13 protein-coding genes are annotated in these 14,700 nt (G+C 62.6%); 8 read left to right on the forward strand and 5 right to left on the reverse strand.

The window, feature by feature from the left end; translation table 11 throughout:
* Nucleotides 1-23: 23 nt before the first annotated feature.
* Nucleotides 24-608, forward strand: coding sequence for a PadR family transcriptional regulator (locus tag GCM43_RS08175; RefSeq protein ID WP_193315567.1), 585 nt, complete (start codon nucleotides 24-26; stop codon nucleotides 606-608).
* An 11-nt stretch (nucleotides 609-619) separates the two neighbouring features.
* Nucleotides 620-1,444, forward strand: a complete 825-nt coding sequence (locus tag GCM43_RS08180) for a siderophore-interacting protein (RefSeq protein ID WP_152243055.1) — start codon at nucleotides 620-622, stop codon at nucleotides 1,442-1,444.
* Between the two features lie 125 nt (nucleotides 1,445-1,569).
* Here the strand turns inward: GCM43_RS08180 and GCM43_RS08185 are convergent, their stop codons facing one another.
* On the reverse strand, nucleotides 1,570-2,154 hold the full coding sequence (locus GCM43_RS08185; protein WP_152243057.1) for a response regulator transcription factor: 585 nt from the start codon (nucleotides 2,152-2,154) through the stop codon (nucleotides 1,570-1,572).
* Nucleotides 2,155-2,198: 44 nt separating this feature from the next.
* Nucleotides 2,199-4,211 (reverse strand): sensor histidine kinase, encoded by a 2,013-nt coding sequence (locus tag GCM43_RS08190; RefSeq protein WP_152243059.1) that lies wholly within the window; start codon nucleotides 4,209-4,211, stop codon nucleotides 2,199-2,201.
* A 127-nt stretch (nucleotides 4,212-4,338) separates the two neighbouring features.
* Here GCM43_RS08190 and GCM43_RS08195 point away from each other — a divergent pair, with 127 nt between their 5' ends.
* The 3 genes from GCM43_RS08195 to GCM43_RS08205 all read left to right on the forward strand — a co-directional run bounded on the left by GCM43_RS08195 (nucleotide 4,339) and on the right by GCM43_RS08205 (nucleotide 6,994).
* Entirely contained in the window at nucleotides 4,339-5,337 is a 999-nt protein-coding gene (locus tag GCM43_RS08195; RefSeq protein WP_152243061.1) for a TRAP transporter substrate-binding protein, read from the forward strand.
* Nucleotides 5,338-5,806: 469 nt separating this feature from the next.
* A complete protein-coding gene (gene xerD, locus GCM43_RS08200) occupies nucleotides 5,807-6,721 on the forward strand; it encodes a site-specific tyrosine recombinase XerD (RefSeq protein WP_193315568.1) in 915 nt (304 codons plus the stop codon).
* A gap of 81 nt (nucleotides 6,722-6,802) precedes the next feature.
* Entirely contained in the window at nucleotides 6,803-6,994 is a 192-nt protein-coding gene (locus GCM43_RS08205) for a hypothetical protein (RefSeq protein WP_152243063.1), read from the forward strand.
* 127 nt (nucleotides 6,995-7,121) lie between these two features.
* Here GCM43_RS08205 and GCM43_RS08210 read toward each other — a convergent pair whose 3' ends face one another.
* From GCM43_RS08210 to GCM43_RS08220, 3 genes are all read right to left on the reverse strand, one after another.
* Nucleotides 7,122-10,238 (reverse strand): efflux RND transporter permease subunit, encoded by a 3,117-nt coding sequence (locus tag GCM43_RS08210; RefSeq protein WP_152243065.1) that lies wholly within the window; start codon nucleotides 10,236-10,238, stop codon nucleotides 7,122-7,124.
* A gap of 3 nt (nucleotides 10,239-10,241) precedes the next feature.
* Nucleotides 10,242-11,627, reverse strand: a complete 1,386-nt coding sequence (locus GCM43_RS08215) for an efflux RND transporter periplasmic adaptor subunit (RefSeq protein ID WP_319636947.1) — start codon at nucleotides 11,625-11,627, stop codon at nucleotides 10,242-10,244.
* Between the two features lie 82 nt (nucleotides 11,628-11,709).
* A complete protein-coding gene (locus GCM43_RS08220; RefSeq protein ID WP_152243067.1) occupies nucleotides 11,710-12,687 on the reverse strand; it encodes an endonuclease/exonuclease/phosphatase family protein in 978 nt (325 codons plus the stop codon).
* Nucleotides 12,688-12,724: 37 nt separating this feature from the next.
* Between GCM43_RS08220 and ybaK the strand changes: the two genes are divergently transcribed.
* The 3 genes from ybaK to GCM43_RS08235 all read left to right on the forward strand — a co-directional run bounded on the left by ybaK (nucleotide 12,725) and on the right by GCM43_RS08235 (nucleotide 14,654).
* Nucleotides 12,725-13,216 carry a Cys-tRNA(Pro) deacylase gene (gene ybaK / locus GCM43_RS08225; protein WP_152243069.1) on the forward strand — a complete coding sequence of 164 codons (492 nt, stop codon included), beginning with the start codon at nucleotides 12,725-12,727 and terminating at the stop codon, nucleotides 13,214-13,216.
* A gap of 85 nt (nucleotides 13,217-13,301) precedes the next feature.
* Nucleotides 13,302-13,919 (forward strand): glycerol-3-phosphate 1-O-acyltransferase PlsY, encoded by a 618-nt coding sequence (gene plsY, locus GCM43_RS08230; RefSeq protein ID WP_226929392.1) that lies wholly within the window; start codon nucleotides 13,302-13,304, stop codon nucleotides 13,917-13,919.
* 84 nt (nucleotides 13,920-14,003) lie between these two features.
* Nucleotides 14,004-14,654, forward strand: coding sequence for a DsbA family oxidoreductase (locus GCM43_RS08235; RefSeq protein WP_152243071.1), 651 nt, complete (start codon nucleotides 14,004-14,006; stop codon nucleotides 14,652-14,654).
* Nucleotides 14,655-14,700: the final 46 nt, after the last annotated feature.

Consider the following 14,700-nt stretch of genomic DNA (forward strand, 5'->3'; position numbering starts at 1 on the left):
ACAGCGAACAGCATGATTACCATATGCATGGCCGCAGCCCGCGCGGCGGCGGCTTCAGTAACGACCACGGCGACCGTGGTGACGGCATGGGTCCGGGCGGCCCCGGTGGCCGTGGCCGCGGCGGCCCGGGCGAGCGCGCCGAACGCGTCTTCGGTCGTGGCGACCTGCCTTTGATCGTGCTGGCGCTGATCGAGATCAGCCCGCGCCACGGCTATGAAATCATCAAGGCCATCGAAGAGCGTTGCGGCGGCGCCTATGCACCGAGCCCGGGCGCCGTCTATCCCACGCTGACCTTGCTCGAAGAGCAGGATCAGGTGACTTCAAGCGACAGTGGCAACGGCAAAAAGCGCTATACGATCACGGAGCAGGGCAGCGCTTACCTGCTGGAAAACCGCGCCCAGGTCGACGGCATCCTGGCCCGGCTCGACATGTTTGCCCGCATGCAGGCGCGCCGCGCCTTGCCCGAGCGCGTGCACCAGGCCATGCATACCCTGAAGCATGCGCTGCTGCTCAACAAGTCGAACTGGAACGACGCCGAAGCCGAACGTGTTTCAGCCCTGCTGGAGCAGGCTGCCAACGCCATCGCCGATGGCCAGCCAACTGAATGAAAGGAGCCGTTATGACTGAAGCAAACCAGGCTGTCCGCCCGCACGCCATCGAGCGCGTGCGCCATGAACTGAAACTGCGCGTACTGACTGTGGTACGCACCGAACTGCTGACACCGCACCTGCGCCGCATTACGCTGGGCGGCGCCGATCTGGAAGGCTTTGTCTCACCGTCGCATGACGATCATGTCAAGCTGTTCTTCCCGGCCCCGGGCCAGATCGATCCGGTGTTTCCCGTGCTGGGCCAGGGCGCCAATCCGATCGAATATGCACCGGGCGCGCGGCCGATTGCGCGCAACTATACGCCGCGCCGCTACGACGCCGAACGCGGCGAACTGGAAATCGACTTCGTGTTGCATGGCGACGGGCCGGCGTCGAGTTGGGCGGCGCAGGCTGCACCGGGCCAGACGCTGGGCGTGGGTGGCCCGCGCGGCTCGATGGTGGTGCCGCTCGACTTTGACTGGTATCTGCTGGTGGGCGACCAGACGGCCCTGCCGGCCATCGCGCGCCGGCTTGAGCAACTGCCGGCCACCGCGCGCGCGATGGTGGTGATTGAAACGCTGGAGTCAGGCGAAGAGATTGCGCTCGACAGTGCCGCCCAGCTCGATGTGCGCTGGGTGGCGCGCGACGGTCGCGAAGGTGCCTTGCTGCTTGACGCCCTGCGCCAGCTCAGCCTGCCCTCAGACGGCGACGGCTACGCCTGGGTCGCCACCGAACACGCCCAGGTGCAGGATTTGCGCCGCCATCTGCTTGACGCGGGCGTACCGAAACAGCATCTGCATGTGGCCAGCTACTGGAAGCATGGCGCGGCTGAACATCATCAGACGCATGATGAATGAGAACGGATTAACTGCGTAGGTCGGATTAGGCCCTGCGGGCCGTAATCCGACAACACCATGGACGCCAACAATGTTGTCGGATTACGCGGGGCTTTGCCCCGCTAATCCGACCTGCCAGCGTAGGATTATTTGAGCAATCCTGCCAGCTCCACCGCCGTCTTGACCTGCATCTTGTCGAAGATATGCGCGCGGTGCACTTCGACGGTGCGCATGCTGATGCCGAGCTTGTCGGCCACCACTTTATTCATTTTGCCGGCCAAAATCAGGTCCAGCACTTCGCGCTCGCGGGTGGACAGGGTGGCCAGGCGCGCGTGCACGGCGGCCAGTTCGCCGGCCTGGCGCGAGCTGGCCAGGCCCTGCTGCACGCGGTCCATCAGGTCGTTGTCGTTGAACGGCTTTTCAAAAAAGTCGAGCGCGCCGCGTTTCAGGCTGTCCACCGCCATCGGCACGTCGCCGTGGCCGGTCAGGAAAATCACCGGCAGGCGCGCGGCCAGGTCGCGCTTGACCAGCTGATCGAACAGCGCGATGCCGTTCATGTCGGGCATGCGCACGTCGAGCAGCACGCAGTCGCCGGCCGCGTCAAAACTGCCATCGAGGCTGTCGAGAAATTGCTGGGCGCTGGCGTAGCTGCGCGCTTCGATGCCGCGCGAAGACGCCAGCCAGGACAGCGAGTCGCGTACCACTTCTTCGTCGTCGATAATATGCAGCATGGTGTCTCCGGCTTCCTGTCGTTGTGACTGATGTTGTTGTATTGTTACTGCCGCTTGCGCGGTACAGCCGGCACGCTGAAGGTAAAGATGGTGCCGCCGGCCGGATTGGCGCTGAACGTCAGCGCGCCGCCATGGAACTCGATGGCGGTGCGGCAGATATTGAGCCCCATGCCCATGCCTTCGGCCTTGGTCGAGAAAAACGGCGAAAACAATCGCTCGGCCACTTCCTGTGAAATGCCGTGGCCATGGTCGATCACGTCCACCAGCACCATGCCCTGCTGCGCATCATGCGTGGCGCGCAGGCGCATGATACGCCTTCCCGGCGCGGCCTCGCGCATTGCCTCGATGGCGTTGCGGGTCAGGTTCAGCAGCACCTGCTCGAGCATGACCGGATCGGCATGCAGCAGCGGCAGGTCGGGCGCGATATCTTCCTGTATGGTGACATAGTATTTGCGCGCCTGCAGGTCGATCAGGGCGCTGATGCCGTCGATCAGCGTGCGGATGGCCACGTCCTGGCGCTGCGGCTCGCTCTTTCGCACGAAGTCGTGCACGCTGCGGATAATCTGGCCGGCCCGCTGCGCCTGTGCGCTGGCCTGTTCCAGCGCCGGCCTGAGCGTGTCGCTGGCCAGCGGCTGGCCGCTTTCGCCGGCGCGGCGCAGCATGTTGAGCGCGCCGGTGGTATAGCTGGAGATGGCTGCCAGCGGCTGGTTCAGTTCGTGCGCCAGCATCGAGGCCAGTTCGCCCATGGTGGCCAGGCGCGAGCTGGTCTGCAGTTTTTCCTGCTGCTGGCGATTGAGTTCCTCGACCCGCTTGCGGTCGGAAATATCGAGCACCGAACCCATCCAGCCGGTCTGCTTGCCGTTCTTGTCGACCAGCGGCGCTTCGAAGATCAGCACCGGTACCAGCGTGCCGTCGGGACGCTGGAAATAGGTTTCAAACTGCGGCGTGGCGTTGCCGGCCAGCGCCTTGACGAAGCGCTGCTGGTATTCGTCCATCGCCTCCGGCGCCCAGTAGGGCATCGGCGGCAGGCGGCCCAGGATTTCCTCGGCCGGGTAGCCGACCATCTGGCAGAAAGCCGGATTGACATAGGTGACGCGCCCTTCAAGGTCGCGCGCGCGCATGCCGGTGACCAGCGAATTTTCCATCGCCGTGCGAAACAGCATCTGCTGGCGCAGCGCGCCTTCGGCCACCAGCCGGCGCGAAATATGGCGCCACAGCGCCAAGAGGCTCCACAACAGGCCCAGCGAGAGCACGATCACCGAGCCGACCAGCAGATTGGGCAGCAGCTTGGGCTGGCTTTTCACGCTGTCGGTAAACAAGGTGATGCTGGCCCCCGGCACGTCGAGCGCGCGCTTGTGGGTATAGACGCCGTGGCCGGGGCCGGCGGCGGCGCGCCGCGCCAGCACCTTGTCATCGCGGTCGATCAGCGAAATCTGGTTATCCTGCGCGAACCACCAGGGCACCATTTCATCGAGCAGGCTGCTGATCTGGTAGGTCGCCACCAGGCTGCCGAGATAGTGCTGGCCCTGGTACAGCGGCTGATGGTAATCCATCAGCATGGCGCCCGGCGGCGCGTCGGGAAAGCCGCTTTGCTGCGCCGGCTGGGCATACTGGCCGCGGTGCAGGCGGCGCGCATTGTCGCCGGTGGTCAGCGAGGCGGCGGAAAAATAGGTCTGCTGCGACAGCGCATGGTCGCTCGACGCCAGCACCTTGCCATGCGCGTCGAGCCACAGCACGCGCTGCAGCTCGCGCCCGTTGCGCAGCATCTGCTGCAGCCGCTCATGCACATTGGCGGCCGGCAGCACGCCCTTGGCGATGTCGACGCCCAGGTTGTACAGGCTCTCTTCGTTGCGCGCCAGCTGGAAACGGATGGTCTGCTCGACCCACAGCGTGTCGGCGATCAGCTGCTCCTGGCGCTCGTTGCTTTCCATCTGGCGCGCCTGCCAGGGCAGCCACAGCAGCACTGCCAGGAACAGCAGCAGCAGGATCACCGGCAGCAGCCAGCGCACGGGGCTGGTAAACTGCAGGCGGCGCGCGAGGGTGGGCGGATTTTTCATGGCTCGCAGGGTAGCGCGTAGTTGGGTGGGCACTAGTGTGGTTATCCACAATAGTGCTGTTCATTGGTTTCACACATTATCGGCGCAGATCAGGAATCAGGCATCTGGTTTCGCCACGGAGATTGTAATGCACATCAAATCCATGCTGGCCATGCTCTGCATGGCGATCGGCGCCGGCGCTGGCGTTCCCGCCCTGGCCCAGGCGCCCATCGTCATCAAATTCAGCCACGTGGTTGCTCCTGATACGCCCAAGGGCCAGGCCGCCGAGCGCTTCAAGCTGCTGGCCGAACAGGCCACGCGCGGCCGCGTCAAGGTCGAACTCTACCCGAACAGCCAGCTGTACAAGGACAAGGAAGAACTCGAAGCGCTGCAACTGGGCGCGGTGCAGATGCTGGCGCCTTCGCTGGCCAAGTTCGGCCCGCTGGGCGTCAAGGAGTTCGAAGTATTCGACCTGCCGTATATCTTCCCCACCAAGACCGCGCTGTACAACGTGACCGAAGGCGATATCGGCAAGAACCTGCTGAAAAAGCTCGAACCGAAGGGCATCACGGGCCTGGCATACTGGGACAACGGCTTCAAGGTGATGTCGGCCAATACGCCGTTGCATCATCCGGCCGACTTCAAGGGCCTGAAGATGCGCATCCAGTCGTCCAATGTGCTTGACGAGCAGATGCGCGCGCTGGGCGCCAATCCGCAGGCGCTGGCGTTTTCCGAAGCCTATCGCGCGCTGCAGACGGGAGTGGTCGACGGCACCGAAAATCCGCCATCGAACATGTACACGCAGAAGATGCATGAAGTGCAAAAGCACCTGACCGTGTCCAATCACGGTTATCTGGGCTATGCGGTGATCGTCAACAAGAAGTTCTGGGACGGCCTGCCTTCGGATATCCGCAACCAGCTGGAAAAGGCCATGAAGGAAGCGACCACCTTTGAAAAGGCGATTGCCCAGAGCGACAACGACAAGGCGCTCGAAGCGATCCGCAAAAGCGGCAAGACGAAGATTTATACGCTCAGCGTGCAGGAGCAGGCCGAGTGGCGCCGCGCGCTGGCGCCGGTGCAAAAGACCATGGAAAAGCGCATCGGCAAGGAATGGATTTCGGCGATCAACCGCGAAACGGCAAAATAGTCCGGCATACCATACTTCTGGCCAGTTGCGCCAGTATCTGCTGTGGGGTGTATGCCACTCCCTTTCATGGTGCAAAAAAAATCGATGCGGCCGATTAAATACGTTATGATGGGCGGCCTTACGGGGAAACACGTATATCGATATGCGTGCCTGTAGCAAGGCAGGCAATACAGAACAAGCGGTAAAAGTTGGTGGGGGAGTGGTCTATAAGAACGGTATTGATACCGGGGATATGTGAGGAGACACACGTTTCACAGAAGTTGTTGAGTCATAGCTGCCTGCGGCCACGAGCTGTCACCAGCTAACCCAAACGACCGGGAACGTGAAGCAATATTCAAAGCGCACCAGATGGTGCGCTTTTTTTTCGTCTTCTTTATACTGGGCGCTATGCCTGATTCTGGTGCGCCGCGTTCATGATGGTGCATCGCCAGTTGTATATCTGCCACATTTGCCAATCTGACTGTTGATAATGAATGCTTTGCTGGCACCCGACAACGCCACCCTGATCGACGAATTCTGCGACAGCCTGTGGCTCGAAGACGGTCTGTCGAAAAACTCGCTCGACGCCTACCGGCGCGACATGCGCCTGTTTGCGCGCTACCTGGAAGTGACGCGCCCCGGCCGCGACAGCCTGTTCGATGTCGACAGCGGCGATATCGAAGCCTATTTTGTCGCCCGCAATGACGACAGCAAGGCCACTTCGTCGAACCGCCGCCTGTCGGTACTGAAGCGCTTTTACCAGCGCGCGCTGCGCCTCAAATACGTCCAGGCCGACCCTTGCCTGAAGATGGTGTCGGCCAAACAGCCGGTGCGTTTTGTCCATACGCTGTCCGAAGCGCAAGTTGAAGCGCTGCTGGCCGCGCCCGACGTCAGCACGCCCTTGGGCCTGCGCGAACGCACCATGCTTGAACTGATGTATGCGAGCGGCTTGCGGGTATCCGAGCTGGTCGAGCTGAAATCGGTCGAGCTGAGCCTGAACGACGGCGTGCTGCGCATTACCGGCAAGGGCAGCAAGACGCGCCTGGTGCCGTTCGGCGCCGAAGCGCGCGCCTGGATCGAGCGCTACCTGAAGGATGCGCGCGGCGTGATTCTCGACGGCCAGATGGACGATGCGCTGTTTGTCACGGCGCGTGGCGGCGCCATGACGCGCCAGATGTTCTGGGTAATTATCAAGAAGCATGCGCTGCGTGCGGGGATCACCGCGCCGCTGTCGCCGCATACCTTGCGCCACGCCTTTGCCACCCATCTGCTCAACCACGGCGCCGACCTGCGCGTGGTGCAGCTGCTGCTCGGCCATGCCGATATTTCCACCACCCAGATATACACCCACGTGGCGCGCGAGCGCCTGAAGATACTGCATGCAGCACATCATCCGCGGGGCTGAAAAATTTGCATTTGCCCTATCTGCGTCATAATGTGTCTTACGCGTTCATCAGTAACGTTAAAACAACTCAAGAGGTAAGCCATGGCAAAAACAAATTTCCAATACGAAAAACGACAAAAAGAGCTGGAAAAAAAGAAGAAAGCCGAGGAAAAGGCACGCCGCAAGTTCGAAGCAAAGAATAATCCGAAGCCGGCGGTCGACGAGAACGGCATTGCGCTGCCGGATGAAGATGAAGAAGAGGATGAGGAACCGCAGGCTGGCGCTGCGGTTTAATGTCATGGGCCGGCGTCGGTCGGCGTCGGTCGGATTAGCGGGGCTACGCCCCGCGTAATCCGACAACATTGTTGGCAGCAGCGGTGTTGTCGGATTACGGCCCCCTTGGGGCCTGATCCGACCTACTTCAGTGTGCTGTCACCTGGTTATCGTGCCCATGCTCATCGTCGTGTGCGCTGCCGCCAAACCAGCGTGCGGCGCGCTTGCCCAGGCTGTCCAGGTAGGTATAGGCCACCGGCACCACCACCAATGTCAGCAGGGTCGAAGTAATCACGCCGCCGATCACGGCGCGCCCCATCGGCGCCTGCGTTTCACCGCCGTCGCCCATGCCGATGGCCATCGGCAGCATGCCGAACACCATCGCCAGGGTGGTCATCAGGATCGGGCGCAGGCGCACCTGGCCCGCTTCCATCAGGGCGTCAAACTGTCCCAGCCCTTCGCGCTGGCGCTGGTTGGTAAAGTCCACCAGCAGAATCGCGTTCTTGGTCACCAGGCCCATCAGCATAATAAAGCCGATCACCGAGAAAATATTCAGGGTGCTGCCGGTAATGAGCAGCGCGCCCAGCACGCCGATCAATGACAGTGGCAGCGACACCATAATGGCGATCGGCTGCAAGAAGCTGCCGAACTGCGAGGCCAGTACCAGGTAGATAAAGATCACGGCGATACCGAGTGCCATCATCGCGCCGCCCATGGTTTCGGCCATCTGCTGCGCATTGCCGGCCACATCGAAACGCACGCCGGGCGGCAGGTCGATCGACTTGATGGCTTTCTGTACGTCGGCGTCGACATCGCCGGCCGGGCGGCCTTCGGTGCCGGCATAGATCGCCACGCGGCGCTGCAGCGCCTGGCGCTTGAGTACCTGCGGGCTCGATGACGGTACGAATTCGACCACCTGGCGCAGCGGTATCATGATCGGCTTGCCGTTGGCGTCAAGCTTGCTTGAAGCCAGCGACAGGTCGGCCAGGTCGGCCACCTTCTGGCGGCCCGACTTGGGCAGCTGCACATTGACGTCGTAGTTCTGGCCATCGGAGGCGAGCCAGTGGCTGACCGTGTCGCCAGCAACAAACGGGCGCAGCGCATTACCGATCTGCTGTACCGACAGGCCCAGGTCGCTGGCCAGTTCGTTGTTGATCTTGACGGTGGTTGACGGGTTGGCGCCTTCCTGGCTGTATTCCATGTCGGCCAGGCCCTTGATGCCGCGCATTTTGTTCATCAGCGTGTGGGCTACCGCATCGAGCTTGGCTTCATCGGTGCCAAGAATGGCAATAAAGATCGGCCGTTGGCCCACCGACAGCGTGATGCCGGCAATTGGCGCCAGGCGTTCGCGGATCAGCTTTTCCAGTTCCTGCTGCGAACGGCGCTTGTGGGTCTTGACGTCAGTGAGCTTGAGATTGACCTCGGCCGCATTGCGCCCGTCCTGGGTACCCACATTGGCCACCAGGCTGTCGATCTCGGGAAATTCCTTCAATGCCTGCTCGATCTGGCGCACCTTGGAGTCGGTGTAGTCGAGGCTGGAGCCGACCGGTGTCTTGAAGCGCAGGTTGACCCAGCCCTGGTCGGTTTCCGGGAACATCTCGCCGCCGATCATCGGCACCAGCATCAGGCTGCCGGCAAACAGCGCAAAGGCGGTCGCCAGCGTGGTTTTGCGCCAGCGCAGGGCCACCGCCAGCACCTTGCCGTACCAGACATGCAGGCGGTCGATACCGGTTTCGATCCAGGCCATGAAGCGGCCCAGCCATGGCGCGTACTTGAAGCGGTCCTTGACCGGGTCGCGCCAGACCGAAGACAGCATCGGGTCGAGCGTAAAGCTGACAAACAGCGACACCATCACAGCCACGGCCACGGTAATGCCGAACTGCAGGAAGAAGCGGCCGATAATGCCGTCCATAAACGCCACTGGCACGAACACGGCCACGATGGCAAAGGTGGTGGCCATCACGGCCAGGCCGATTTCATTGGTGCCGTCGTTGGCCGCCTTGACATGGTTCTTGCCCATGCCCAGGTGGCGCACGATATTTTCACGCACCACGATGGCGTCGTCGATCAACAGGCCAATGCACAGCGACAGCGCCATCAGGGTCAGGAAGTTGAGCGTGAAGCCGAACGCTTTCATGGCGATAAAGCTGGCCAGCACCGAGATCGGCAAGGTCAGGCCGGTAATAATGGTGCTGCGCCACGAGTGCAGGAACAGGAACACGATCACCATGGTCAGAATGGCGCCTTCCAGGATGGTGCGCTTGACGTTGTCCAGCTGGCTTTGCACGCGCGCCGATTCGTCGTCGAGCACGCGCAGCGAGATATCGGACGGCAGCGTCTTTTGCAGCTCGGCCGCCACTTTCAGAATGCCGGTACCTACTTCCACCACGTTGGCGTCCTGCACCTTGGTGATTTCCAGCGTGACGGCCTGCTGGCCGTTCATGCGCGAGATCGACAGTTCTTCCTGCTCGCCATCGACCACCGTGGCCACCTGGTCGAGATACACCGGGCCGACGGCGCGGCGCGCGACGATGATCTTGCCGAACTCGCGTGCATCCTTGATCTTGCCTTCGACCCGCACCAGTTGCTCGGCCGCGCCATGGCTGATCGAGCCGGCCGGCAGGTTGGTGTTGGTGGCCTGGATGGCGCGGATCACTTCATCGACGCCGATGCCCTGCGCATTGAGTTCGATCGGCTTCATGCTGATCAGGATCTGGCGTGCGCGCAGGCCGCGCAGCTTGACCTGGCCGACGCCGGCCACGCTCTGGAAGCGCTTGCTGATCACCTGTTCGGTCATGGTCGACAGCTCACGCAGGTCGTGGCTTGTCGCCGTCAGCACGATGGTGGCAATCGGGCGCTCGTTGTCGCCTTCGGCGCGCGCAATAAACGGGTCCTTGGCTTCCTTGGGAAAGCGCGGGCGCACCAGCGCAACCTTGTCGCGCAGGTCCTGCATGGCCTTGTCCATATTGGTCGACAGCTCGAACTCCAGGTAGACCCCGGCGCGCCCTTCCCAGGAATTGGCGCGGATGGTCTTGATGCCGCTGACGGTATTGACGGCGTCTTCGATCGGGCGCGTGATATCGTTTTCCACCGCTTCCGGGGAAGCGCCCGGGTAATTGACTTCAATCGCGGCAAACGGGAACTGCACGCTGGGCATGCTTTCCACGCCCAGGCCGCGGTACGAAAACAGGCCCAGCACCACCAGCGCCACCATCACCATGGTGGCAAACACGGGGTTCTGGATACTGACTTTGGTCATCCACATGGCTCAGCCTTTCTGCGGCGCGGCGGCCGGTTTGGCTGCAGCGGCGGCGGCTGCCGGCGCGGTATTGAACGTCACCTCATGGCCCGGCTTGACGCCATCGAGCCTGGCCACGATCACCTGCGCGCCCGGCGCCAGGCCGGCCGTCACTTCGGCGTAACCTTCATCTTCATTGCGCAGGCCCAGCGTGACCGGCGTTTCCACTACCTTGCCTTTCACCAGTGCATACACCACCGTGCCGCGCTTTTCCTGGCGCACGGCCGTGAGCGGCACCAGCGGCGCCACGCTCGAGCGCTCGGTCACGATGCTGCCCTTGGCGAACATGCCGCCGCGCAGCGCGCGGTCGCTATTGTCGACCGCGATATACACCATCATCGCGCGCGAGCCGCTTTCGGTGGTGGGGTTGATGCGTTCGACCTTGCCGGCAAAGTCGCGCGCGCCAAAGCCGTCGACCTTGAAGCGCACGTCCTGGCCGACCTTGATGCGCGGGATCTCGGCGCTCGGTACCGGTGCCTCCAGCGTCATCTGCGCCAGATTGACGATGGTATAGACCGGCATGTCGGGCGCGACCTTCTCGCCTGCCTGCACATGGCGCTTGCTGACGATGCCGGCCATCGGCGCGCGGATCACGGTATCGGCCAGTGCGATGCGCGCGATATCGACCATGGCGCCCGCCGACTTGACGGCGGCGCGCGCCAGGTCGACCGAGTTTTGCGTGGTGTCGTAGGCGGTTTGCGAAATGTATTTCTGCTTGAGCAGGGCCTGGCTGTTGGCCTCGTTCTTGCCTGCCATTGCCAGGCGCGCCTGCGCTTCGTCGAGCATGGCCTGCTGCTGCGTCAGGCGGGCGCGCTGGTCGGCGGCGTCCAGGCGCAGCAGTATCTGGCCGGCGGCAACCTGCTGGCCTTCCTGCACGGTGGTGGCGGCGATTTCGCCGGAGACCTTGGACTTGATGGTGGCCTGCGTCAGCGGCATGAGGGAGCCCGACAGCGGCAGGCTCACTTTCAGCTCGCGCGCGGCAATCGCCGCCACGTCGCCCTGCGCCAGTTCATGCACCGGTGTTTTTGCTGCTTCTTTTTTCTTGCTGGCCTGCGCGGCAGCGGCGCTGGCGGCCTGCTGCTTCGATTGCTTGTAGCTCCAGCCGCCGGCGGCTACGGCGACGCCGATCAGGATCAGCACCAGTGGACGCCAGCGCCGGCTACGTTTGATGGCAAGGGGGGCGGGCGGTGGCAGTGTCTCGTTTTTCATGGTTTTGATGGCGTGGCGGCGCGCCGTTGGGGCGCCTGGGCTCGGTTCGATCCTGCCTGGCAGCGCAGGACCGTACGGGTAGCGCGGCGCCGTGTCGGGCCACCGGCAGCACGCCTGCCGCCAGCAGCCGTTCACAGCGCTACGCATATTGCCACTTTATGAATTTTCAAGGGCCGCCGCCACCGTCATGCGACAGATTGCACAAAACGGGGGCTGAACTGCAGAAAATCTAATCGAAGGGGCCGCGCAGGCGGATACGTACCAGCACCTGGCCATGGTCGGACGCCTGCGGCATGGCCAGCAGCAGATGGTCGTTCAGATACAGCACATCCTGTACCACGCCGATGGCGCGCGGCGAAGCGGCGTGGAAATGCTCGGACACCAGCACATGGTCGATGGTCATATTGCTGCTGTCGTGGATATTGGTATAGCGCAGCTGGCGCAGATCGTCGCGGCGCTGCTGGATGGCATTGCAGTCGTACAGGCGCTCGTGCATTTCATGGCCCGGCAGGCTGGGTGCGCCGGCGCCCATCACGATGCTGGTGGTCACGGCCTGGGCAATATCGTTGAAGTCGCCCAGCACGATGCGCGGCCGGCCGCTGCGGCCCAGTTCGCACGCCAGCACGCGCAGCGCCACCGCTTCGGCGCCGCGCCGGTGCAGCGAGCGCAGGTTGGCCATGGCGTAGGCCAGCGCATCGCTGCTGTCGCCATGGCGGTAATCGGGGCGGCGCGATTTCAGGTGCACCACCAGCACATCGGTCACATGGCCGCCGGGCAGCAGCACCGGCACATGCAGCGGCGCGCGGGCAAAGCGCGCGGCCTGGTCTTCGGCCGCATGGTCTTCCGCCGGCAGGGCCACGCCCAGCGGGAAGTTGGCGTACGCCACGGCGGGGCCGGCCAGCGGCAGGCGCGATACCAGCGCCACGGCCGGCAGCGCGCGTCCGCCGGCGTCGACGGCGTCGTAGCCGGCCAGCACGGCGTCGCGATACAGTTGCGTGCGCGCCAGCACCTCGCGCAGGGCGGCCTGCGAAAACACTTCCTGGAAGCCGACCACATCGGCGTTCAGCAGGTCGAGCTGGCGCGCCGTCCATTGCAGCTTGGCTTCATATTGCGCTGGCGTCAACGGTTCGAGGTTGTCATACAGTTTTGCACCGGGCAGGGCAAGATTGCAGACATTGAAGGTGGCAAAGCGGATTTCTTCCTGCATAATTAGCACTCCTCACTGAATGATCAGCGTATCACGCATGGCTAAAAAAGAGCATATTTCGGAAACCCCGGCAACGCAAATGCTGCGCAAGCATCAGGTTGCCTTTGACGAACATCCCTATCCTTACGAAGAGCACGGCGGCACCAGCGTGTCGGCGCGCGAGCTTGGCGTGCCCGAGCATGCCGTCATCAAGACCCTGGTGATGCAGGATGAGGCGGCGCGGCCGATGATCGTGCTGATGCATGGCGACTGCAAGGTCTCGACCAAGAACCTGGCGCGCGCCATCGGCTGTAAATCGGTCGAGCCATGCAAGCCCGAGGTGGCGCAGCGTCATTCTGGTTACATGATAGGCGGCACCTCGCCATTTGGCACGCGCAAAGTGATGCCGGTCTATGTCGAGCAGACCATACTGGACCTGGAACGCATCTATATCAACGGCGGGCGGCGCGGTTTTCTGGTGTCGCTGGCGCCGCAGGTGGTGTTCGAGTTGCTGGGCGCAAAGGTCGTGCAGTGCGCTTTGCCGGACTGAGCCAGCGCGCGATGGTGTATATTCTGCTGCCCCAGCCTCAGCGTCAGTCTCGACACTGCTGCAATAAACATAACAAAGGGAAGAAATGAATCCAGTAATCACAACCGTGGCAATGACAGTGGCCGCTTACTTGCTCGGCTCGATATCGTTTGCCGTGGTGATGAGCAAGATGTTCGGGATTGCCGATCCGCGCACCTATGGCTCGAAAAATCCGGGCGCGACCAACGTGCTGCGTAGCGGTAACAAGGGCGCGGCCATCATGACCCTGCTCGGCGACGGCGCCAAAGGCTGGCTGGCCGTTTTCCTGGCCGATCACTTTGCCGCGCAGCTGGGCGTGGGCGACACGGCCGTGGCGCTGGTGGCCATTGCCGTGTTCCTCGGGCACCTGTGGCCCGTGTTTTTCCGCTTTATCGGCGGCAAGGGCGTGGCCACCGCGCTGGGCGTACTGCTGGGCATCAATCCCTGGCTGGGCCTGGCCACGCTGGCCACCTGGCTGGTGATTGCCTATGCCTTCCGCTATTCTTCGCTGGCGGCGCTGGTGGCAGCGCTGTTTGCACCGTTCTACTATGGCCTGCTGTTTGGCGTGGACGCGATCCTGCTGGCAGTGATCGTGATGAGCGTGCTGCTGGCGTATCGCCACAGCCAGAATATTGCCAATCTGCTCGCCGGCAAGGAAAGCAAGATCGGCAGCAAAAAGAAGTAAACTTGAATTTGCCGTCGCCGCACGCATATGCAAGGCTTGCGGCGCGCACGGTGCGCCCGCCACCGACTTTCAAAGGCTGCCATCATGACTGCAACGCCCATCCGTATCGATTTTGTTTCCGACGTTTCCTGCCCATGGTGCGTGGTGGGCCTCAAGTCGCTGGAGCAGGCGCTCGACAAGCTGCAAGGCACCGTCAAGGCCGACATCCATTTCCAGCCCTTCGAGCTGAACGCCAATATGGCGCCGGAAGGCCAGGATATCGGCGAACATATCGCCGAGAAATACGGCTCGACTCCGGAACAGATGGCGCAGTCGCGCGAAGCGATCCGCGCGCGCGGCGAACAGCTGGGTTTTACCTTTTCAATGGACAAGCGTGGGCGCATCTACAACACCTTCGACGCGCACCGCCTGCTGCACTGGGCTGGTCTGGAAGGGCGTCAGCACTCGCTGAAAATGGCGCTGTTCGACGCTTACTTTACGCAAGGACAAAACCCGTCGTCGCATGACTTGCTGCTCAAAGTAGTGGGCGAGGTGGGCCTCGATACCACGCGCGCGGCCGCCATTCTGGCCTCGAACGAATTTGCCGACGAAGTGCGCGAGCAGGAGCGCTTCTATCAGCAGAACGGTATCAATTCGGTGCCGGCCATTATTATCAACGAGCGCCATCTGATCTCCGGTGGTCAGCCGCCCGAAGTATTCGAACAGGCTTTGCGCCAGATCGCGTCCGGTAGCTGAACTCGCCTCAGGCGTGCGCCATTAAATTGCTTTTGCGCTACACTCG

The sequence above is a fragment of the Janthinobacterium aquaticum genome, from assembly GCF_009208565.1.
In the GTDB taxonomy this organism is placed as follows: domain Bacteria; phylum Pseudomonadota; class Gammaproteobacteria; order Burkholderiales; family Burkholderiaceae_D; genus Janthinobacterium.